Source organism: Rahnella aceris, assembly GCF_011684115.1.
Classification (GTDB): Bacteria; Pseudomonadota; Gammaproteobacteria; order Enterobacterales; family Enterobacteriaceae; genus Rahnella; species Rahnella aceris.
This window is the reverse complement of sequence record NZ_JAADJV010000001.1, coordinates 624,198-647,151: the sequence shown is the minus strand read 5'-3', so window position 1 is coordinate 647,151 and position 22,954 is coordinate 624,198. Positions and strand designations below refer to the sequence as shown.

At 51.0% G+C, this 22,954-nt stretch carries 15 protein-coding genes; 4 read left to right on the top strand and 11 right to left on the bottom strand.

Annotated elements, in window-relative coordinates; genetic code table 11:
- The first annotated feature begins 127 nt into the window (after positions 1–127).
- From ycaO to pflA, 4 genes are all read left to right on the top strand, one after another.
- A complete protein-coding gene (gene ycaO / locus GW591_RS02905) occupies positions 128–1,891 on the top strand; it encodes a 30S ribosomal protein S12 methylthiotransferase accessory factor YcaO (RefSeq protein WP_112197640.1) in 1,764 nt (587 codons plus the stop codon).
- A 498-nt stretch (positions 1,892–2,389) separates the two neighbouring features.
- Complete coding sequence (gene focA, locus GW591_RS02900; RefSeq protein ID WP_013574829.1) at positions 2,390–3,247, top strand: formate transporter FocA; 858 nt, start codon at positions 2,390–2,392, stop codon at positions 3,245–3,247.
- A 75-nt stretch (positions 3,248–3,322) separates the two neighbouring features.
- Positions 3,323–5,605 (top strand): formate C-acetyltransferase, encoded by a 2,283-nt coding sequence (gene pflB / locus GW591_RS02895; protein ID WP_013574828.1) that lies wholly within the window; start codon positions 3,323–3,325, stop codon positions 5,603–5,605.
- A gap of 270 nt (positions 5,606–5,875) precedes the next feature.
- The gene (gene pflA / locus GW591_RS02890) at positions 5,876–6,616 is read left to right on the top strand and encodes a pyruvate formate lyase 1-activating protein (protein ID WP_015689580.1); all 741 of its coding nucleotides are present in this window, start codon (positions 5,876–5,878) and stop codon (positions 6,614–6,616) included.
- A gap of 106 nt (positions 6,617–6,722) precedes the next feature.
- Here the strand turns inward: pflA and GW591_RS02885 are convergent, their stop codons facing one another.
- The 11 genes from GW591_RS02885 to GW591_RS02835 form a co-directional block, all read right to left on the bottom strand.
- Complete coding sequence (locus GW591_RS02885; RefSeq protein WP_119261428.1) at positions 6,723–7,868, bottom strand: MFS transporter; 1,146 nt, start codon at positions 7,866–7,868, stop codon at positions 6,723–6,725.
- Positions 7,869–8,001: 133 nt separating this feature from the next.
- Positions 8,002–8,574, bottom strand: coding sequence for a ferredoxin-type protein NapF (gene napF / locus GW591_RS02880; protein ID WP_013574785.1), 573 nt, complete (start codon positions 8,572–8,574; stop codon positions 8,002–8,004).
- Positions 8,574–9,182: a Tat proofreading chaperone DmsD gene (gene dmsD / locus GW591_RS02875; RefSeq protein ID WP_112151145.1), complete on the bottom strand. Its 609-nt coding sequence runs from the start codon at positions 9,180–9,182 to the stop codon at positions 8,574–8,576. Before dmsD ends, napF begins: the two co-directional genes overlap by 1 nt.
- A 69-nt stretch (positions 9,183–9,251) precedes the next feature.
- Positions 9,252–10,109, bottom strand: coding sequence for a dimethyl sulfoxide reductase anchor subunit family protein (locus GW591_RS02870; RefSeq protein ID WP_013574783.1), 858 nt, complete (start codon positions 10,107–10,109; stop codon positions 9,252–9,254).
- Position 10,110: 1 nt separating this feature from the next.
- Positions 10,111–10,728 (bottom strand): DMSO/selenate family reductase complex B subunit, encoded by a 618-nt coding sequence (locus tag GW591_RS02865; protein WP_013574782.1) that lies wholly within the window; start codon positions 10,726–10,728, stop codon positions 10,111–10,113.
- An 11-nt stretch (positions 10,729–10,739) separates the two neighbouring features.
- Positions 10,740–13,187, bottom strand: a complete 2,448-nt coding sequence (gene dmsA, locus GW591_RS02860; protein WP_166860063.1) for a dimethylsulfoxide reductase subunit A — start codon at positions 13,185–13,187, stop codon at positions 10,740–10,742.
- Between the two features lie 83 nt (positions 13,188–13,270).
- On the bottom strand, positions 13,271–15,727 hold the full coding sequence (ynfE, locus tag GW591_RS02855; protein WP_166860062.1) for a selenate/tellurate reductase subunit YnfE: 2,457 nt from the start codon (positions 15,725–15,727) through the stop codon (positions 13,271–13,273).
- A 199-nt stretch (positions 15,728–15,926) separates the two neighbouring features.
- Positions 15,927–17,219 carry a serine--tRNA ligase gene (gene serS, locus GW591_RS02850; RefSeq protein ID WP_013574779.1) on the bottom strand — a complete coding sequence of 431 codons (1,293 nt, stop codon included), beginning with the start codon at positions 17,217–17,219 and terminating at the stop codon, positions 15,927–15,929.
- A gap of 106 nt (positions 17,220–17,325) precedes the next feature.
- Positions 17,326–18,669, bottom strand: coding sequence for a replication-associated recombination protein A (locus tag GW591_RS02845; RefSeq protein ID WP_166860060.1), 1,344 nt, complete (start codon positions 18,667–18,669; stop codon positions 17,326–17,328).
- A 7-nt stretch (positions 18,670–18,676) separates the two neighbouring features.
- Positions 18,677–19,288 carry an outer membrane lipoprotein chaperone LolA gene (gene lolA / locus GW591_RS02840; RefSeq protein WP_013574777.1) on the bottom strand — a complete coding sequence of 204 codons (612 nt, stop codon included), beginning with the start codon at positions 19,286–19,288 and terminating at the stop codon, positions 18,677–18,679.
- A gap of 194 nt (positions 19,289–19,482) precedes the next feature.
- Positions 19,483–22,929 (bottom strand): DNA translocase FtsK 4TM domain-containing protein, encoded by a 3,447-nt coding sequence (locus GW591_RS02835; protein ID WP_126124724.1) that lies wholly within the window; start codon positions 22,927–22,929, stop codon positions 19,483–19,485.
- Positions 22,930–22,954 lie beyond the last annotated feature (25 nt).

Below are 22,954 nucleotides of genomic sequence, written 5' to 3'. Positions count from 1 at the left end.
ATAACAGCGTGTTCAAACTCAAGCCTTTGACTTCACACAGCGATTACATTCTTAACACGAATACATGGAGCTAATGTGCAAAACCCCGTATCATTGCACGTTTTTAGCACGCTCAAAAGTGAACTCAATGACCCAAACTTTTATTCCTGGTAAAGACGCGGCGCTGGAAGACTCCATTTCCCGCTTCCAACAAAAACTCACCGATCTCGGCTTTAATATCGAAGAAGCTTCGTGGCTGAATCCGGTTCCCCACGTCTGGTCAGTGCACATTCGCGATCGCGACTGCCCGCTGTGCTTCACCAACGGTAAAGGCGCCAGCAAAAAAGCCGCACTGGCTTCTGCTTTGGGTGAATATTTTGAGCGCCTGTCGACTAACTATTTCTTCGCTGATTTCTATCTGGGCAAAGAAATCGCTAATGGCGATTTCGTTCATTATCCGAATGAGAAGTGGTTCCCGCTTCCGGAAGACGACAGTCTGCCCGCCGGGATCCTGGATGAGCGCCTGCACGCATTTTATGATGCCGATAAAGAACTGGTTGCCCGTGATCTGATCGACCTGCAATCAGGCAATCCTGATCGTGGTATCTGCGCTCTGCCATTTACCCGTCAGTCCGATCTGCAAACCGTCTATATTCCGATGAACATCATCGGCAACCTGTACGTTTCCAACGGGATGTCCGCGGGTAACACCGCCAATGAAGCGCGGGTTCAGGGGCTGTCAGAAGTCTTCGAGCGTTATGTCAAAAACCGCATCATTGCAGAATCCATCAGCCTGCCTGAAATCCCTGTTGAGGTTCTGGCACGCTATCCTGGAGTGGTTGAAGCCATTGCCAAACTGGAAGAAGAAGGTTTCCCTATTCTTTCTTATGACGCCTCGCTGGGCGGCAATTATCCGGTCATTTGCGTGGTTCTGTTCAACCCGGCGAACGGGACCTGTTTCGCGTCCTTTGGTGCACACCCTGATTTTGGCGTCGCACTGGAACGTACCGTGACGGAACTGTTGCAAGGCCGCAGTCTGAAAGACCTGGATGTCTTCACGGCGCCTACTTTTGACGACGAAGAAGTGGCTGAACACGCTAACCTTGAAACCCATTTCATCGACTCAAGCGGTCTGATTTCATGGGATATGTTCAAACAAGACGCAGACTATCCGTTTGCAGACTGGAGTTTCAGCGGTACCACTGAAGAAGAATTTGCGACACTGATGGCTATCTTTGATAAAGAAGATGCTGAAGTGTATATCGCCGATTACGAACATCTGGATGTATACGCCTGCCGCATTATCGTTCCGGGCATGTCTGACATTTATCCTGCCGAAGATTTATTGCTGGCGAATAACAGCATGGGCGCGCATTTGCGTGATCAACTGCTGGCGTTGCCGGGCAGCGATCTGCCAAAAGAAACCTATCTTGAGATGATCACTCAACTCGACGATGAAGGTCTGGATGACTTTACCCGCGTTCGCGAACTGCTGGGGATCGCCAGCGGCAAAGACAACGGCTGGTACACGCTGCGTGTCGGTGAGCTGAAATCTATGCTGGCTCTTGCCGGTGGTGATTTGGATCAGGCGCTGACCTGGGCTGAATGGGCGCATGAGTTCAATTCCTCGGTGTACAGCGATGAGCGCAACAACTATTACCGCTGCCTGCAAACCCTGCTCCAGTTGTCTCTGGAAGAAGATCGCGAGCCAGCCCAGTACTACAACGCTTTCGTGAAAATGTATGGTCAGAAAGCAGTTGAGGATGCTTCGGCGGCCATCAGTGGAGAAGTCCGTTTCCACAGTCTGTTTGCAGTCGACCCTGAGCTGAAGGCCTTGCCAGCCCATCAGGCGCTGCTTGGTGCATACGAAAAGCTGCAAGTCGCCAAACGTCGTCACTGGTCGAAAGCCTGATTCACTGACACTTTGAAGCGATTAAAACCGACGGGATTTCCTGTCGGTTTTTTTGTTTATAAATTCGCTATCAGTTCACTATAAATCCTAAGCTTCTGCTGCTGTATTTGTCCGCAAAAGTTTGACTCGACCATCAAAATGACGTGTAATTCCGCGCGAAATAATACCCGCTTGTCATTTTTGCGAGAAAAATATAGCAATTATTTTATAAGTTAATTGAAAGTGAAATTTATAAAATCAAAATAACGATATTTATTAACACTGAATCCTTTGTATTAACTGAAATCTGAAAATAAACGCTTGCTTTCTCAACTTTATTTGCAAAAATTAAAATCTTTTTATTCGTTTATTTTCAATTAATTACCCATAAAACCACCCCTTTGGCAGTCCATTAAAAACCACCAAAAACCCCCTCATATGATCCACGTCAATTTTTACGTTATACTGCTTTGCTAGTATCTCGTTGCGCAGTGCATAGCCCTGAATAAGAGAGTTAATGTGAAAGCTGACAACCCCTTCGATCTCATTTTACCCGCCGCGACAGCGAAAATTGCTGAAGATGCTGGCGTTTATAAAGCCACCAAACAGCCGTTAAAAACATTCTTTTTAGCCATTACTGCTGGCGTCTTTATTTCTATTGCTTTTGCTTTTTATATCACCGCCACTACAGGCACCGGTACCGTCCCTTATGGCCTTGCAAAACTGGTTGGGGGCATCTGCTTCTCTCTGGGTCTTATGCTGGTTGTCGTATGTGGTGCGGACCTGTTCACGTCCACTGTACTTATCGTCATTGCGAAAGCCAGCGGTCGAATCACCTGGGGGCAATTGGCGTGCAACTGGGTCAATGTCTATATTGGTAACCTGGTCGGCTGCTTATTCTTTGTGGCTCTGATTTGGTTCTCCGGTGAATACATGGTTGATAACGGTTTGTGGGGACTGAACGTTCTGCAAACTGCTGATCATAAAATGCATCACACATTTATCGAAGCCGTATGTCTGGGGATCCTCGCAAACCTGATGGTTTGCCTGGCGGTATGGATGAGTTACTCCGGCCGCAGTCTGATGGATAAAATGTTCGCTATGATTTTACCGGTCGGCATGTTTGTCGCCAGCGGCTTTGAACACAGCATTGCTAACATGTTCATGATCCCTTTAGGCATCGTAGTGAAAAATTTTGCGACACCAGAATTCTGGCAGGCTGTCGGGGCAACACCGGCACAATTCGCAGAGCTGAATATCCCTAACTTTATCATAGACAATCTCATCCCTGTGACCATCGGTAACATCATTGGGGGTGGTTTGCTGGTAGGGTTAACGTACTGGGTCATATATCTTCGCGATGAGAAACACCACTGAAACAATGTGGCAGTCTTGTTACGACAGTTTTACACGTGATTTTTAAAGAAATCCAAATTAGAAGGTAGGTGCAAAATGTCCAAGCTCAATGAAAAATTGACCAACGCATGGCAGGGTTTTAGTGCTGGTGAATGGCAGAATGGCGTAAACGTCCGTGACTTCATTCAGAAGAACTACACACCGTATGAAGGTGATGAGTCCTTCCTGGCTGGCGCTACCCAAGCGACAACCACCCTGTGGGATAAAGTAATGGATGGTATCAAACTGGAGAACCGTACTAAGGCTCCAGTAGATTTCGATACCGACGTTGCCTCTACCATCACCTCTCACGATGCCGGCTACATCAACAAATCATTGGAAACCATCGTTGGTCTGCAAACTGACGCGCCATTGAAACGTGCCCTGATCCCTTTCGGCGGCATCAAAATGGTGGAAGGTTCATGTAAAGTTTACGGTCGTGAACTGGATCCGGCACTGAAAAAAGTCTTCACTGATTACCGCAAAACCCACAACCAGGGTGTTTTCGATGTTTACACTAAAGACATCCTGAACTGCCGCAAATCTGGTGTGCTGACCGGTCTGCCAGATGCCTATGGTCGTGGCCGTATCATCGGTGACTACCGTCGCGTCGCGCTGTATGGTATCGACTTCCTGATGGCCGACAAATACGCACAATTCCAGTCTCTGCAAGACGACCTGGAAAATGGCGTAAACCTGGAAATGACCATCCAGTTGCGTGAAGAAATCTCAGAACAACACCGTGCTCTGGGTCAGATTAAAGAAATGGCTGCTAAATATGGCTGCGATATCTCTGGTCCTGCAACAACTGCACAAGAAGCTGTTCAGTGGACTTACTTCGGTTACCTGGCTGCCGTTAAATCTCAGAACGGTGCTGCGATGTCCTTTGGCCGCGTCTCTACTTTCCTTGACGTGTACATCGAACGTGATATCAAAGCAGGCAAACTGAACGAAGAACAAGCTCAGGAACTGATTGACCACCTGGTTATGAAACTGCGTATGGTGCGTTTCCTGCGTACCCCTGAATATGATGAATTGTTCTCCGGTGACCCAATCTGGGCGACAGAATCCCTGGCAGGTATGGGTGTTGATGGTCGTACTCTGGTTACCAAAAACAGCTTCCGCTTCCTGAATACCCTGTACACCATGGGACCTTCACCAGAGCCAAATATGACCATTCTGTGGTCAGAAAAGCTGCCAATGAACTTCAAAAAGTACGCAGCGAAAGTGTCTATCGATACCTCATCTGTACAGTATGAGAACGATGATCTGATGCGTCCTGATTTCAACAACGATGACTATGCTATCGCTTGTTGTGTGAGCCCAATGGTTGTGGGTAAACAAATGCAGTTCTTCGGCGCTCGTGCAAACCTGGCGAAAACCATGTTGTACGCAATCAACGGCGGCGTTGATGAAAAAATGAAAATCCAGGTTGGTCCTAAAGAAGCACCAATGATGGATGAAGTGCTGACCTTTGATAAAGTCATGGATCGCATGGATCACTTCATGGACTGGTTGGCTAAACAGTACGTGACTGCGCTGAACATCATTCACTACATGCATGACAAATACAGCTACGAAGCATCGCTGATGGCTCTGCATGACCGCGATGTTTATCGCACCATGGCATGTGGTATCGCAGGATTGTCTGTTGCTGCTGACTCCCTGTCTGCTATCAAATATGCAAAAGTTAGCACCATCCGTGACGAAGACGGCCTGGCTGTAGACTTCAAAATTGAAGGTGAGTATCCACAGTTCGGTAACAACGATTCTCGCGTAGATGACATCGCTTGTGACCTGGTAGAACGTTTCATGAAGAAAATTCAGAAACTGCGTACCTACCGTGGCGCTGTAGCAACTCAGTCTGTTCTGACCATCACCTCTAACGTGGTTTATGGTAAGAAAACAGGTAACACTCCAGATGGTCGTCGTGCTGGTGCTCCGTTTGGGCCGGGTGCTAACCCAATGCACGGTCGTGACCAGAAAGGTGCGGTTGCCTCTCTGACCTCCGTTGCTAAACTGCCGTTTGCTTACGCGAAAGATGGTATTTCTTATACCTTCTCTATCGTGCCAAATGCGCTGGGTAAAGACGATGATGTGCGTAAAGCCAACCTTGCGGGTCTGATGGATGGTTACTTCCACCACGAAGCGTCCATCGAAGGTGGTCAACACCTGAACGTGAACGTCATGAACCGTGAAATGCTGTTAGATGCGATGGAACATCCTGAAAACTATCCTCAGCTGACCATTCGTGTTTCTGGCTACGCAGTGCGTTTCAACTCACTGACTAAAGAACAGCAACAAGACGTTATTACCCGTACTTTCACTAAGTCCCTGTAATAATTCAACCTTGTAATCTGGTCTGATAAAAAGGCTCCACAACGTGGAGCCTTTGTTTCATCCCTCCCTGCCCGCACTGTCTGTACGACAGTCTGTTTTGCCAGAGCGCTATACGTTGTGGACTTCTGGCAAAGCAGTACCGCCATTGCTGACAATCAACCTTATTGATTGTCTGGTATCATAAACCTGTGGTTTCCAGTTTATCTCTGCCAGGCCAGCATCCGCACATGTAGACTGCTATTTATTGGTCACTATGGAGAACAACCCGCAATGTCAGTTCAAGGTCGCATCCACTCATATGAATCCTGTGGCACCGTTGACGGCCCAGGTATCCGTTTCATTGTTTTCTTCCAGGGTTGCCTGATGCGTTGCATGTATTGCCACAACCGCGATACCTGGGATACACATGGCGGAAAAGAGATCAATGTTGATGATTTAATGAAAGAAGTCGTGACGTATCGTCACTTCATGAATGCTTCCGGCGGTGGTGTAACAGCCTCTGGTGGCGAAGCCATTCTTCAGGCAGAGTTTGTGCGTGACTGGTTCCGCGCCTGCCAGAAAGAAGGGATCAACACTTGCCTGGACACCAACGGTTTTGTCCGCCGTTATGATCCGGTGATCGACGAATTATTGGATGTCTCTGATCTGGTCATGCTTGATCTCAAGCAGATGAATGATGACATTCACCAGAATCTGGTGGGCGTGTCCAACCACCGCACTCTGGACTTTGCCCGCTATCTGGCAAAACGTAATCAGCGCACCTGGATCCGTTATGTCGTGGTGCCGGGCTGGTCTGATGATGATGACTCCGCGCATAAGCTGGGTGAGTTCACCAAAGATATGACCAACATCGAGAAGATCGAACTGCTGCCATACCATGAGTTGGGCAAACACAAATGGACGGCAATGGGTGAGAAATACGGTCTGGATGGCGTAAATCCACCCACCAAAGAGATCATGGAAAGAGTGAAAAATATTCTTGCCAGTTACGGGCATAAAGTTATTTATTAACAGTCTGATATGCTCATAAAAAAGACGCCAAATGGCGTCTTTTTTGCTTTATGGCTCAGAACATACCCAAAATCATTGGGGTTGCGGCTTTAATTATGAAAAAGGATTAAGCAGTCGCTACAGGATTATGCGTATGATCCGCTTTGCGCATCAGCATCACCAGATACACCAGCGAAACCACCGCAATCATCACGAACAACAGACGGTCGGAATAACTCTGCATTAGCATCGCGGTCATTGTCGGCCCGGCGAGGCTACCGATGGTGTAACTCATCAGTAATGCCTGGTTCATCGCCACCAACTCCTCTGCGTTGACTTTTTCGCAAGCCCAGGACATAGCGACCGGATACAGCGTGAAACCAGCACAGCCCAGAATAAACAGCGTCGGAGCCATCGCATAGCCACTGAGCATCGCAATGCTGCCAAGGATAACGGCGAAGATCTGAATGCGCAGAACCATCAGACGGCCATAACGGTCAGCCAAACGCCCTACCGGCCATTGCCCGATAATCCCGGCGCTGACCAGCAATGCCATCCAGTAACCTACATCTGCATCGCTCATTCCCTGATGCGTCAGGAACAAAGGCATCAGGCCGTATAAAGATCCCAGAACGATGCCGGAAATAATACAGCCGTTAATCCCCAGCCGTGCATTACGGCGTCTGAACATCGGCATTACCGCATGACGCGGCTGCCCGCTTTCCTGGTTCTCAATATGCGTTAATAACAATGGCAGCATTGCAATGACAATCAGCGCTGTCACCCACGGCAGTACACTTAAAATTGCCGTCGGCACCGTACCTACCAAAAGCTGCCCAACCACCGTGCCGATGTAATACATGATCATATACGCTGCCAGTAACTGGCCGCGGTTTCTGACGGTTCCGCTGCGTAGCAACGCACTTTCCACCACCACCCAGATCAATGCGCAGCCGATGCCTGCAACGAATCGCGCCGTCACCCAACTCCAGAAACTTATTGAAAGTGCCAGACCTGCGGTCGCGACAGCAAACAGGATGCAGGAAAGGTAGTAACTGCGGTTAAAACCAACACGTTTAATCAGTCCGCCCGCAAGCAAAGTACCCAGCAGATTACCGGTAAAATAAGACGAACTGACGAGTCCGACCTGCCAGGTTGGAAGTTGCTCATGACTGAGCCACAAAGGGACCAATGTGTTTAAAACGGCGATAGAAATCGTCAACAACAGAAGTCCGCACAGGAGCAGAGAAACAGGACGGGAATAGGCGGACATAGGGCGGTGATGACCACAAAGAGGAAGAAATTGCGCGCATCATGCCACCGGCGGTTTAAAAGTCAATCTGGCAAAAATTGACCTGAGCACAAAGTGGAGAAGAATGATTGAAAACACTAATCAAGCTTAATGATTAAGATGAATGACACTTTAAAGACAGGTTAATATCACCATGATAACAAACAAGTTTGCATTTCCCGCAGCCATTACATTTTGCGTCATCAACAGAAGGTTGATTCTGTTGATTAAAAAATATTGCCGTGCGCGGACAGGCAATTTCGCACATTCGGCACAAGTCATCCAGCCGTCCCAGACACTGGGACAAAATAACCGGACGCAAACCAGTATCCATTGGCACACACTGATCCAGCGCCTCTCTTTCGCAAGCCTGAGTACAGGCACCGCAAAAGTCACATTCAGCATAATCGATAGCCAGCGAAGCCTTTCCTCCCTGGATGCTTATAATGCCGACCGGGCACGCCTGTGCGCAACGTCCGCATCCATCACATTGTTGCTGAAACATCGGTTCGGCAATGGCCTGAGGCGGACGGGCAATCACGCGCGCCAGCAAGTTCGCAGAAGGCTGTGCCGCCTGTTCAATTGCCTGTTTGCCCGGTGACAGCAAGCCGCGGAATAACCCACGGCGGCTGACCGTTCTGCTGCTCATCCAGGCACGATAGTATCTGGCGTCGCGGGAATCGCTCATCAGAAATACAGATCCACGACGGGCGCTTCCAGACTACGTTGTTGTTTCCAGCCCTGTAGTGTGGATTCTGCCAGTACGGCCACTCCGAGATAAAACGGGTGTTCTGCTTTCTGACGGAGTAATTCGAAATAGCGTCCGGCCCACGGCAATAAATGCTCTGTCAGAAATTCATCCAGCAAAGAAGGTGAATTCTCGGCTAACCATGCAGACATCATCAGCAGCAAACCGATGTGATCTTCCGGCTCTGCCTGCTCCAGATGGGGTTCAATACCGTTTTCACGCATCCACTGGCGCAATGCCAGCGTTGAATCGCCAAACAGCACTGATTCTTTGTCCAGATACACCGAGCCCCAAGGTGGCGCGGGTAACGAATAAGGGCCGATAAAAAGACGCTGATACGCGTCATCCAGACTTTCAGACGCGGCCGTAATCTGGCTGAATGTTTCTCCCGCCTGAGTTTTAGCCTCGTCACTCGCACATGGCCATGACTCGGTCCAGACGCTGCTTTCAAGTAACGTAATTAAGACGCTAACTTCAGGAGAGCTCGGCGGATAAAACAGCATCGCGCCTAATACTTTACCGGTTAAACTAATTGATTCTGCTGACATAATTAACTCATTTTGCAGAGGCACATCCTTACTGGCGACGTGCCTCCTGATAAACCTGACTACCTGAAATTAGCCGCCCACTGCCATTCCCACTGTCATATGCAGACCGTAGAAAATCGCCCGACCAATCAGTTCTCCGGCAAACACCAGCACAAAGGCCAGTATCATTGAGGCCAGTGCAGGTCGTTTACGCAGTATAAGCGGACAGAACCAGCAGCCCAGTCCAAGAACAACCAGCACCAGCCGCCACACCGACAACACACCGTATTGTGGGATAAGCGCTGACGCAGCCTGAACGGAACTGCTGATGCCTGCCAGACTGGCGCTTTGCATAACAACAACAGCCATACTCACGACCAGTGACACAAAGCTGATGACCGGCAGCAGACGTAGCGCACAACCATTAATATTAGCACCACGCAGCAGCAGGTAGCCCAGAACCGGTCCGCCAATCAGTACCGTCAGGCCAAAATGAAACGCGGTATACGCATTGTCCCAGGTTGGCACAGTATTGATTGCATACACACGACACATCGCGAAGACGAATCCAACACCTGCCAGCATGGTCACGATTAACCAGATTTTAGCGAGCACGCGTGGCATCTTGTTGATCATCGCCAGCAGCCAGTAAATCCCGCCCAGCGCAAAGAAGAGCGAGCCGCTGCCAATTTCGTTGCTCAGCGGCGACGCGCCCAGCCGGTTAAGCGAATTGAATGCCCGCAGCGGTGACCCCAGATGCAGAACCGAGGCGATGAAAGCGATCGCCATCAACACCCACAAAAAGAACATCGAGAGATGGATCTGGCGGTATTCTTCCCTACTGCGCTGAGTCAGCAACGCAATGGCAAGCACAATAAATGCGCCAACGACACATTGCCCCAGAACCGTAAAGACCATCAAAGGCCATTCATGCCATCCGTTTCCCATCTCAAACCTCCTTCGGGTTAGCCAGATAACCCGTGGTATCGCCTACAGGACGGCAATTCGCATTGGGTTTAATGACGATATTTGGGTGAGTGAAATGTGAAGCAGGCAACGGTGCCACTTCAGCCAGTTCACCGTATTTCGCACGCAGTTCTTCGATTGGCGCCATATCCAACGCACGCAGCGGGCAGGATTCAACACAAATCGGTTTTTTACCTTCAGCAATGCGTTCGTAGCATCCGTCACATTTGGTCATGTGACCTTTGGCTTCATTGTATTGCGGCGCGCCATACGGACACGCCATATGGCAATAACGACAGCCAATACAGATATCTTCGTTTACGACCACAAAACCGTCTTCACGCTTATGCATCGCGCCACTCGGACAGACCTTGGTGCAGGCGGGATCCGCACAATGGTTACAGGAAATTGACAAATAATAGGCGAAGACATTCTGATGCCAGCCATCTCCGTCTTTTTGCCAGTCGCCGCCAGCATATTCATAGATACGGCGGAAACTCACGTCCGGGGTTAAATTTTTGAAGTCCTTGCATGCCAGTTCACAGGTTTTGCACCCTGTGCAGCGGCTTGAGTCAATATAAAAGCCATATTGAGTTGTCATGATTTACTCCGTTAAACCTTAGCCACTTGCACAAGGTTGGTATGAGAGGGGTTACCTTTCGCCAGCGGTGAAGGTCTTTGAGAAGTCAGTACATTAATGCTGCCCGCACGATCTATTTTTTTACTGTCAGGGGAATACCAGGCACCTTCGCCAAGTGCGACAACGCCCGGCATCATGCGCGGTGTCACTTTGGCGGCTATATGCACTTCCCCGCGATCGTTAAAGATGCGGATCATGTCGCCGTTGGTGATACCACGCTGTGCGGCATCCATCGGATTGATCCACATTTCCTGGCGACAGGCTGCTTTCAGTACATCAACATTGCCGTAAGTGGAGTGGGTACGCGCTTTGTAGTGGAAACCCGTCATCTGTAACGGATATTTACTGGCCAGCGGGTCGTCATAGTTTTCGAAACCGGCGGCATACACCGGTAATGGATCAATAACGTCCTCTTTAGAGAGTTCCCATTCAGCCGCAATCTTGGCCAGTTCAGCAGAGTAAATTTCGATTTTACCGGACGGCGTACTCAGCGGATTGGCCGCAGGATTTTCACGGAATGCTTTGTAAGCCACATGATGCTGGTCGGGGTCACGTTTTTTGAATATGCCCTGTTTGCGGAAGGTCTCGAAATCTGGCAGTTCTGGCAGCGCTTCACGTGACTGCTGATACAGATGACGCAACCATTCTTCCTGCGTACGGCCTTCGGTGAACTGCTGCTCTACCCCCATGCGGCGGGAAAGCTCGCTGGTCATTTCATAGATGTTCTTGCACTGGAAACGTGGCGTAATCGCCTGATCGGCAAAAATTACATAATCCATGTTGCCGCACGAGGCATCGAGACAGAAATCCATCTGCTCAGAGGCCGTGCAGTCCGGCAGGATAATATCTGCGTATTTTGCTGACGAGGTCATGTGGTTATCAATCACCACAATCATTTCACACTGTTTGTCATCCTGCAGAATGTCATGGGTGCGGTTGATATCTGAATGCTGATTGATCAAACAGTTACCAGCGTAGTTCCAGATAAACTTAATGGGCACATCAAGTTTATCCTTGCCGCGCACGCCATCTTTCATGGCGGTCATCTGCGGACCACGCACAATTGCATCCGTCCACAGGAACATAGAAATACTGGTCTGAACCGGATTTTCCAGCGTCGGCATACGTACAAACGGGATCTCATAGGAACCTTCGCGGGCACCGGAATTACCGCCGTTAACGCCCACGTTGCCAGTAAGGATCGCCAGCATCGCAATTGCACGGGTTGCAATTTCTCCGTTAGCGTGACGCTGCGGGCCCCAACCCTGCGTGATAAATGCTGGTTTTGCCTGTCCGATTTCACGTCCCAGCTTGACGATTTTATCCACGGAGATGCCCGTGATTTTTGCCGCCCATTCAGGCGTTTTCGCTACACCATCTGGCCCTTTGCCGAGAATATAAGCCTTGTAATGCGCATTCTCAGGCACACCCGCCGGCAAGGTTTTTTCGTCATACCCGACGCAATACTTATCGAGGAATAGCTGATCAACCAGATTTTCAGTGATCATGACGTGCGCCAGCGCCGCTGCCAGCGCGCCATCAGTACCCGGACGGATCGGCACCCATTCGTCTTCGCGTCCGGCACCGGTATCGGTATAGCGCGGATCCACAATGATCATACGGGCGTTCGAACGCTGGCGAGCCTGTTCGAGGTAATATGTCACCCCGCCACCGCTCATACGGGTTTCACCCGGGTTATTGCCGAACAGCACCACCAGTTTGCTGTTTTCGATATCAGACGGGCTGTTGCCGTCCGCCCAGCCGCCATAGGTATAATTAAGACCCGCTGCAATTTGCGCTGAACTGTAGTCGCCATAATGATTCAGATAACCACCGCAGCAGTTCATCAGACGAGCGATCAGTGTCTTACCTGGCGGCCATGAACGCGTCATCGTGCCACCCAGCGTACCGGTGCCGTAATTCAGATAAATCGCTTCATTGCCATAGCGATGAATAATGTCTTTAAGGCTGCCCGCCAGGGTGTCAAAGGCTTCGTCCCAGCTGATAGGCTTGAATTTCCCTCCACCACGTTTGCCCACACGTTTCATCGGATACTTCAGACGGTCCGGGTTATAAACACGACGACGCATTGAGCGCCCGCGCAGACAGGCACGAACCTGATGCAGTCCTTCATAATTGTCATTACCGGTATTGTCGGTCTCGACATAGCGGATCTCGTTATCAACGACGTGCATTCGCAACGGACAGCGGCTGCCGCAGTTAACAGTACAGGCACTCCAGACGATTTTCTCATCTGTAGCTTTGGCAGGAGCCTGTAGCTTTTCCGCACGTATTGATTTGAACGGCAACGATATGCCGCCAACTGCGGCTGCTATACCGGCGAGTGTGGTTCCCTTAACCAGGTCACGGCGGCTGATCCCACCGCCTGAATCGGTTTTATTACTGTTTGAATCTGACATTGCTTACTCCGTAACGCCCTTATCTGAAGGACGAAAATTTAACAACCCTGTCATCGGGCCCTGGCTCGTGGCTCGTGGCTTCTTTAGACTTTTTCTATTTGAATCAAATTTGTATGCTGAGGATTACCCTTCGCTAACGGTGAGGGGCGTTGGGTTGTCAGCGTGTTCATACAGGCACCATGGTCAATACGGTCACCACTCATATTGGCCTGATGCCATGCGCCCTGCCCCATAGCCACAACGCCGGGTATGATGCGCGGGGTGACTTTTGCCGCTACACGCACTTCACCGCGGTCATTAAAGACTTTCACTTTGTCACCGTTTTCAATGCCACGGGTTTTGGCATCGATCGGGTTAATCCAGACTTCCTGCCGGCAGGACGCCTGCAAAACATCGATATTGCCGTATGTGGAATGGGTGCGGGCTTTGTAGTGGAAGCCGAACATCTGCAACGGAAACTGGCTACGTTTCGGATCGTCCCAGCCTTCAAAGGTTGAGGCATATACCGGCAGCGGACTAATGGTTTCATCTTTTTGCAGCTCCCATTCGCCGGCAATTTTCGCCAGAGCAGAGGAGTAAATTTCGATTTTACCGGAAGGTGTTTTCAGCGGATTGGCCTGGGGATCCTGACGGAATTTTTTATAAGCCACAAAATGCCCGGCAGGATCCTTACGCTTATATATCCCCATTAGCCGTAGTTCTTCATAAGCAGGCAATGCCGGGTCTTTCGCCAGCATTTTGGCATACAGATATTGCAACCACTCCCGCTGGGTACGGCCTTCGGTGAACTTGTTATAAACATCCGGGCCAAGACGACGCGCGACTTCGCTCATCATCTCGTAGATGCCTTTACGTTCGAACTTAGCGGACGTTGCGGGCTGGATGAAAATCAGATACCCCATATTTCCGGCGTAGTCATTTGGAATAATATCTTCCTGCTCGACGGTCATAAGGTCAGGCAGCAGGATGTCGGCGTACTTCGCCGAGGAGGTCATGAAGTTTTCCAGCACGACGATCATCTCGCACTGCGTGTCATCCTGCAGAATATCGTGGGTTTTATTGATGTCGGAATGCTGGTTGGTGATGGTATTACCGGCATAGTTCCAGATGAATTTGATCGGCACATCCAGTTTGTCTTTGCCGCGCACGCCATCTTTCGTGGCAGTCATCTGCGGGCCACGGGCAATAGCATCAGTCCAGCTAAAACAGGAAATCTGTGTGTTGACCGGATTTTCCAGCACGGGCATGCGTTCAATGGTGATGGTATAGGTGGATTCACGTGCGCCACTATTGCCGCCATTAATGCCAACATTGCCGGTTAAAATCGGCAACATAGCGATGGCTCTGGACGTCAGTTCACCGTTGGCCTGACGCTGTGGGCCCCAGCCCTGAGAAATATAGGTGGGTTTTGCCTGACCGATTTCGCGGGCCAGTTTGACAATACGATTGGCCGGAATACCGGTAATGCGGGACGCCCATTCAGGTGTCTTTGCCGTCGCATCTTCGCCCTGGCCGAGAATATAGGCTTTGTAATGACTGTTGGCCGGTGCATCCGCAGGCAGGGTTTTTTCGTCGTAGCCCACACAATACGAATCAAGGAAAGGTTGGTCGACCATGTTCTCAGTGATCAGCACATGCGCAAGGCCAGCCACCAGTGCGGCATCCGTCCCCGGGCGGATAGGGATCCACTCGTCTTCCCGACCTGCAGCAGTATCCGTATAACGCGGGTCGATCACGATCATACGGGCATTGGAACGCTGGCGTGCCTGTTCGAGGTAATAGGTGATGCCGCCACCACTCATGCGCGTTTCAGCCGGATTGTTACCGAACAGGACGACCAGCTTGCTGTTTTCAATATCTGACGTACTGTTGCCCTCGTTACTGCCATACGTGTATGGCATGGCGCAGGCGATTTGCGCGGTACTGTAAGTGCCGTAATGACTGAGAAAACCGCCATAGCAGTTCATCAGGCGGGCAACCAGCGAAGCGTAAGGGGAAGAACGGGTGATGTTGCCGCCTACAATGCCGGACGTGTAATTGATATATACCGCTTCATTGCCGTATTTCGCGACAATACGCTTCAGGTTATTGGCAATTTCATCGAACGCCTCTTCCCAGCTAATGCGTTTAAACTTACCTTCACCGCGCTTGCCGACGCGCTTCATCGGATAATTCAGGCGCTCCGGATGATTCATGCGGCGGCGGATAGAACGCCCGCGCAGGCAGGCGCGCACCTGATGATCACCGTAAATATCCTGCCCGGTATTGTCTGTTTCGACCCAGTACACCTCATCATCACGTACATGCAAACGTAACGCACAACGGCTACCGCAGTTGACTGAACAGGCGCCCCACACCACTTTATCTTCGGAGACTAAATGCTTCGCCTCACCCACTCCCTGGGCCAGTGCTTTACGGCTAAAAGGAAGGGATACGCCATCCGCAGCCACGGCCAGCCCTGCCAGCGTTGATGTTTTGATCAGTGTCCGGCGGCTGATACCACTTTTTAGCGTGGTGATTTCTGGTTTGATTTCCGACATTTTTCGCTCCGGTAATGAGGCAATACCCACTCAAACAGCATGGATACTACTTATTAGGGGGTACGAAACCTTGTCTGCTATCAAAAAAGGCGGGGTTGAAGAGAAAGAAATACGGAATTCGTAACGTAACGCATGATTTCATGCATAAAAAAAAGCGCCCTAAGGCGCTTTTCGCTATGTTAGTGCAGATATAACGGGATTAACCGATATATTCTAAACCGCCCATGTACGGACGTAATACTTCCGGCACTTCGATACGGCCATCAGCTTGTTGGTAGTTTTCCAGCACGGCGACCAGTGTACGACCTACAGCCAAACCAGAACCATTCAGGGTATGAACCAGACGTGGTTTTTTATCGGTTTTGTTGCGGCAACGCGCCTGCATACGACGGGCCTGGAAATCACCCATGTTGGAGCATGAGGAGATTTCACGGTATGTATCCTGCGCTGGCAACCAAACTTCCAGATCGTAGGTTTTGCAAGAACCAAAGCCCATATCGCCGGTACACAACAAAACTTTGCGGTATGGCAAATTCAGCAGCTGAAGCACCTTTTCTGCATGGCCGGTCAGTTCTTCCAGTGCGTCCATTGAATCTTCAGGACGAACGATTTGCACCATCTCAACTTTGTCGAACTGGTGCATGCGGATCAGACCACGGGTGTCACGACCATACGAACCGGCTTCTGAACGGAAACATGGCGTATGCGCTGTCATCTTCAGTGGCAGAGATTCTTCTTCAAGAATTTCATCACGGGTCAGGTTGGTCAGCGGCACTTCCGCCGTCGGGATCAGCGCATAGTTACTGCTGCCCGCCTCTTCATCCAGGGGTTTGGTATGGAACAGGTCTTCGCCAAACTTAGGCAACTGACCGGTACCGTACAACGTTTCCTGATTGACCAGATAGGGAACATAGGTTTCCAGATAACCGTGTTGCTCTGTGTGCAGATCGAGCATGAACTGCGACAGCGCGCGATGCATACGGGCGATTTGCCCTTTCATCACGACAAAACGCGCACCCGTCAGTTTAACGGCAGCGGCAAAATCCAGGCCGCCAGCCATTTCGCCCAGCGATACGTGATCGCGCACGGTGAAATCGTACTGACGCGGCGTGCCCCAGCGGCTCACTTCCTGGTTATCGTTCTCATCTTTACCGGCAGGCACGGAGTCATCAGGCATGTTTGGAATAGCAGAAGCGATATCGCGGATGTCATTTTGCAATGCATCCAGTTCAGCTTTCGCTGCATCCAGCTTCTCACCCAGCGTATTCACTTCCAGACGCAGGGGTTCGATGTCTTCGCCACGGGCTTTTGCCTGACCGATAGATTTCGATCGGGAGTTACGTTCAGCCTGTAGAGTTTCCGTTTCTACCTGCAAGACTTTGCGGCGTTCTTCCTGAGAACGCAGCGTTTCCACATCGAGTTTAAAACCTCTGCGAGCGAGTTTTTCTGCAACTGCGTCTAGCTCATTACGCAGCAGATTGGGATCCAGCATGCTAATCCTGTACGTGTCGTTATTGAATGTTAATTTGATGATGCACGCTGTCTGAAATGGCAGCGTGTCAAAGAGTTATCACGGTAACCTTACCGCAACGATAAAATTAGCGGTAGCGTTTTGTCGGGCTATTTTGATCTTGTTCGGCAAGCCATGCCAACTTTTCGCCGATCTTGCCTTCAAGCCCGCGTGATGTCGGGTAATAATACTGCGTACGGGCCATTTCAGGCGGGAAATAATCCTCTCCCGCCGCATATGCATTCGGTTCGTCATGCGCATAACGATACTCAGCACCAAGCCCCATTTCTTTCATCAGTTTGGTCGGCGCATTACGCAAATGTTCCGGCACATCAAAATCTGCCATTTCGCGTGCATCACGCATGGCAGATTTGAATGCGGTGTATACAGCATTACTTTTCGGTGCACAGGCCAGATACACAATCGCCTGGGCAATCGCACGCTCACCTTCAGCCGGGCCAACACGGGTAAAACAATCCCAGGCAGCGAGCGCCACCTGCATGCCCCGTGGATCGGCATTCCCGACATCTTCTGAAGCAATCGCCAACAAACGTCGGGCGACATACAACGGATCACCACCGGCGGTGATGATTCGGGCATACCAGTAAAGTGCCGCATCAGGCGAAGAACCCCGCACTGATTTATGCAATGCAGAGATTAAATCGTAAAAACGATCGCCTTTATTGTCGAAGCGCGCACTGCGTTCACCGGCAATCTCAGTGAGTAATTCCGGCGTGAGTGTCCTGTAACCATTGGCGTCGATTTCCGCCATATCGGCCATCATTTCAATACTGTTCAGCGCCCGGCGCGCGTCGCCATTCACCAGCTCCGAAAGCATCCGGCGGGTTTCCGGCGGAACACGGATTTTCTCATTGGCGTAACCGCGCTCAGAATTGCTCAGCGCCTGATCAATCACTTTCTCGATATCTTCAGCCGTCAGTGATTTAAGTAAATACACACGAGCGCGAGACAGCAATGCGGAATTGAGTTCGAAAGAAGGGTTTTCGGTGGTCGCACCAATAAATGTAATGGTGCCATCTTCAATGTGCGGCAGGAAAGCGTCCTGCTGACTTTTGTTAAATCGATGGACTTCATCAACGAACAAAATGGTACGACGCCCGGCATCGCGATTCTGCCGGGCTCGCTCAATCGCTTCCCGAATATCTTTAACACCGGATGTGACCGCAGATATACGCTCAACATCGGCGTTTGCATACCGGCCAATCAGTTCTGCCAGCGTCGTTTTCCCGGTACCCGGCGGCCCCCACAAAATCATCGAATGCAATTGCCCTGTTTCAATGGCCCGCGGCAGAGGTTTGCCCGGCGCTAACAGATGCTGCTGTCCAATATATTCTGCAAGAGTGACTGGCCGCATTCTGGCGGCCAGTGGCTGGAATTCATTTTGGGAAAAATCGAGTGACAGATTACTCAAACTAACCTCACTGACGCTGGTCGTCCACCGTCACACCCTGCGGCGGAGTAAATTTAAACTTGGCATCATCAACAGACGCATTTTGCTCACCTTTCAGGGTATAAGCACTTTTCTGCCCGTCCTGTTCAACGGCAGTGAAGCTTTTGATAGTGCCTGAAGGGGTCACATTGATCGCAAATTGTTTCAGATTACCGGTCGCAGCTTTCGGCGTTAATTCAAAGTCATCGCCTTTCTGTTTCACGTTATATTTTGCCCAGTCACTGCTATCATTACGCGTGATCAGCATGAACGGCGTGTTGCCGGTGGCATTTTTAAGCCAGGTTGCCGTGACTTGTTCAACGAACGGGTTATAGAACCATAGGGTTTTACCGTCGGAAACTAAAATGCTCTCATCCGGCGTAGTCATATGCCAGTTAAACAGGTTTGGACGTTTCACCCACAACTGACCTTCGCCCTGCTGAACGGCTGCACCATCATCGCTGGTTACCGTCTGCGTGAAGCTGGCATGGAAAGTATTGAGCTTACCCAGACGAGATTTGAGATCACTGCTGGCATCCGCTAAAACGGAAGCAGAGGTAAATGCGGTCAGTAAACACCCTACCATTAACAATTTTTTCATTCTTATACTTACCTCAGAAATCCATAAACTTCAGACGATGCCTTTTACACAGGCAAAAGACGTATGGTGCGAACTCTATCCGAGGCAGCGCCCCGGCGGTAGCTCATTCATCTGAAAAACAATAGTTTTACGCATCTTTGCACAAGGGTCGCATTCGCGACCCTTCTTAACAAATGCAGGCAAACCGGCTGGGTTTACTCGTGTGACGGTGGTGCCAACACTTCGCGGTTACCGTTATGACCCGGAGTACTGACAATGCCCTGCGCTTCCATTTGCTCAACAATGCGCGCCGCACGGTTGTAACCGATACGGAACTGACGCTGAACACCCGAAATCGACGCACGGCGTTTATCGACTACGAACGCAACCGCCTGATCAAACAGCGCATCGAGCTCTTCATCACCGTCCAGCCCTAAACCGCCACCCTCACCATCTTCACCACCGGAAACAATGCTTTCGATGTATTTTGGACGACCGCGCGCTTTCCAGTCCTGAACCACCGCATGCACTTCCTGATCACGGACAAAAGCACCGTGAACACGCACCGGAATCGAGGAGTTTGGTGCCATATACAGCATGTCCCCCATCCCCAGCAGTGATTCTGCGCCGCCCTGATCCAGAATGGTGCGGGAGTCAATTTTACTCGAAACTGTAAAGGCAATTCGGGTCGGAATGTTGGCTTTAATCAGACCGGTAATAACATCGACAGAAGGACGCTGAGTCGCCAGAACCAGGTGAATACCTGCCGCACGGGCTTTCTGGGCCAGGCGCGCAATCAGCTCTTCAACTTTTTTACCGACGGTCATCATCAGGTCAGCAAACTCATCGACCAGCACCACGATAAACGGTTCTTTCTGCAGATACGGCGGCTCAGCAGCCATGCCATCGCCCGGCTTCCAGAACGGATCAGGAATGGGACGTCCCATCGCCTCCGCTTCCAGAACACGTTCATTGTAACCGGCAAGGTTACGCACACCCAGCGCCGACATCAGTTTATAGCGACGTTCCATTTCACCGACACACCAGCGCAGCGCATTGGCTGCATCTTTCATGTCAGTAACGACTTCGGTCAGCAGATGTGGAATACCTTCATACACCGACAATTCGAGCATTTTCGGGTCGATCATAATGAAGCGCACATCTTCAGGTTTAGACTTGTACAGCATACTCAGAATCATGGCGTTAACGCCGACGGACTTACCGGAACCGGTCGTACCGGCCACCAGCAAGTGAGGCATTTTCGCCAGATCGGCGATAACCGGCTCACCTGAAATATCTTTACCCAGCACAATTGTCAGCGGCGACGTACTTTCTTTAAATTTCGCACAGTCCAGCACTTCGCGCAGATATACCGTCTGGCGCTTCTTGTTTGGTAATTCCAGGCCGACATACGGTTTGCCCGGGATCACTTCCACAACACGCACCGCAACCGCAGACAATGAACGGGCAAGGTCACGCGAAAGGTTAGAAATACGTGCAGCTTTCACGCCCGGCGCCAGATCCAGTTCGAAACGGGTAATCACCGGCCCCGGCAATTTCCCCACGACATCGGCTTTAATGCGGTAATCATTCAGACGCGCTTCGATCAGATTTCCCATCTGTTCCAGCGCGAACTCATCCACAGGCTCAGCTTCAGCCGGCGGTGAGGTCAGCAAATCCAGTGATGGCAGCGGTGTGGTCGGTTTCACCAGCGGCTGTTCATTACGCATAAGGAACGGATGGATCAGGCTATCCATATCAGGCTGCGCCGATGGCGAAGACTGTCGTGGAGCCTCATATTCCTGCGCATGCTGTACGGGCTCAGAAGACGTAGCGCGCTGATAAGGTTGTTGTGCAAACGTTGCAGGCTGCGGTTCTTCTTCCGCTTGTGCCGGCAATGTAAACAGCGGTTCAGAAGGCGTATCGTCCACCAGGTCAGCCATTGGTGAGAAGCTGAATGCATCATGCTGGCTGAGTTTCATGGCCGCAGCGGCAAAATCATCAGCAACAGCCGGTAATTCAGTCTGCTGATTTTGTGAATGATGATGCTGTACCACGCCGCTTAGCGGTTCGACATCCTGCTGATAGCGGGCCTGCTCACGCGCAGCAAACGCATTGCGCAATTCGGCTTCCTGCAAGGCAGTTTCTTCATCAGGTTCATTTTCAGTGACCGCATCGCCATAGCGCTCTTGTTGCTGAGCGGCAAACGCCTGCTGCAATGCTGCTTCCTGTAGCGCTTCTACGTCTGCCTGGATCTGTGGATCGCTATGCGTCGCAGACTGTGCCTGTTCCTGCTGTTCTGCCATACGCTGAGAAGGCAGCTTGATGCCATACGAGGCCAGCTCACGGCGTGTAGGTATACGCACCGGATTAGGACGCGGCAACTCAGGGCCAAAGCCTTTTTTCACCTGTGGATTTTCATCGCTCACAGCACTGAAGGCCGGCATAAAGGTGTTACCAGCGGAAGATGCCGTGGACTGCCCTGCCTGTGCAAGGCCGGTCGCCAGTGCTGCGGTGGCCGCCACGCTGGCCGCCTGAGCGGCATCAGGCACTGCTGAACTGAAATCAAACGGAGAACGGGAATGCTCCACGGCAGTTTGCCAGTTGCCCAGACTTGGACCATCTTCCTCTCTGCGCTCAACTGGTGCTGGTGAAGGCGATTGCTGAACGGGCTGCGGATGGCGCGGAACTGGTGTTTCTTCCGGGATCTCGAAATTGTATAACGGCGGAATGGCCGTTGCCGGTGCTGGCTGCGGTGAAATATTAGCAACCGGCGGCTCAGCAGCATAAGGATCCGCTGCCTGTACCGGTTCAGCAACAGCCGCGCTCGCAGCAGGTGCGGTAGCCTCAGAAGATGCCTGCGCTACAGGTTCATTCACCGAAGGCGCAGAGAACAGCACGTCATCTTCATCAGCTTCGGAAGCTTCGGCAGTTGCAGGAGCCGCTGCAGCAGCGACGGCCGGCGCGACTTTAGCAGCCGGTTTTGCGTCATCGTCTTCCAGTAGCGGATCGTCCTCCTCGTCGTAATCATAATCATCGTCACGACGGGACCGGTTGGTCACGATATTTGTTACACCCAGCACGGCACCACCGATCTTTTCGGCGATCGTCAACCAGGACCAGCCGGTAAATAAGGTCAGGCCAGCAGCCCAGACGCATAACAGCACCAGAGTCGCCCCCACATTATTAAAGTAAGGTGTCATCGCGGTACTGAGCAAACTGCCGATTACACCGCCGGAAGCGAAGTAATACAGGTCATCAACGTTGACGGCTGCAAGACCACAAGACGTGACAATGAGCGCCAGCGTGCCAATAAGGCGCAGCGAAAGGGCAAAATAATCGACGAAATCCTGTTTATCCCGCTGACGGAAAGCCGCCCAGCAGAGACACAGAATAATAGGTGGAATAGCGTAACCAAATACGCCAAAGATGAAGAACAGCGTGTCGGCCATCCATGCACCTACACCACCGCCCCAGTTATGAATTGGCCCATGCCAGGCTGTCTGAGACCAGCTTGGATCAGAGGGGTTAAAACTCACCAATGCCGCCATTAAATAAGCAGCAAAAATCGCTACCACAACCAGCAAAGCCTCCAGAAGACGGCGGCCATTGCTCAGTTTTTTCAGGGTAACTTCTTTATCTTCTGTATATTCCTGGCTCAAGAAAGGCTCTCCAGGTTCCTGTGAA